This window comes from Pseudoalteromonas sp. RB2-MNA-CIBAN-0110 (assembly GCF_040309305.1).
Lineage (GTDB): Bacteria > Pseudomonadota > Gammaproteobacteria > Enterobacterales > Alteromonadaceae > Pseudoalteromonas > Pseudoalteromonas arctica.
Genome location: NZ_JBEOOQ010000130.1, coordinates 1 through 292 on the forward strand (window position 1 = coordinate 1; position 292 = coordinate 292).

The window sequence follows — 292 nt, forward strand, 5'->3', positions numbered from 1 at the left end:
ACCCTACACCGCATGCTTTTAGGCATATCTGGGCAGAAGCAGTACTGAGAAGATACTCTGGCGATGTCGGTTGGTTTATTCGCTCGCATTTTAAACACCTCGATGAGCGCTTTTTTATGCGTTACCTGAGACTGAAAAACTTTAAAGATATTCATGATATTGCTAAACGAGCAGTGATAAGTAGCATTGTCAAAATGCACATGTTGACATTGCGTGACGAACAGCGTGCATACGCAGGAAAATTTGATGTGCTAATGCGGCGTCTTGGTAAAGCAACTAAAGTACTATCCTT

Annotated in this window: 1 pseudogene; it reads left to right on the forward strand. The window is 42.1% G+C overall.

Annotated elements, in window-relative coordinates:
- Nucleotides 1–292 (forward strand): annotated as a pseudogene (locus AAEY68_RS20835) (hypothetical protein); the annotation flags it as partial.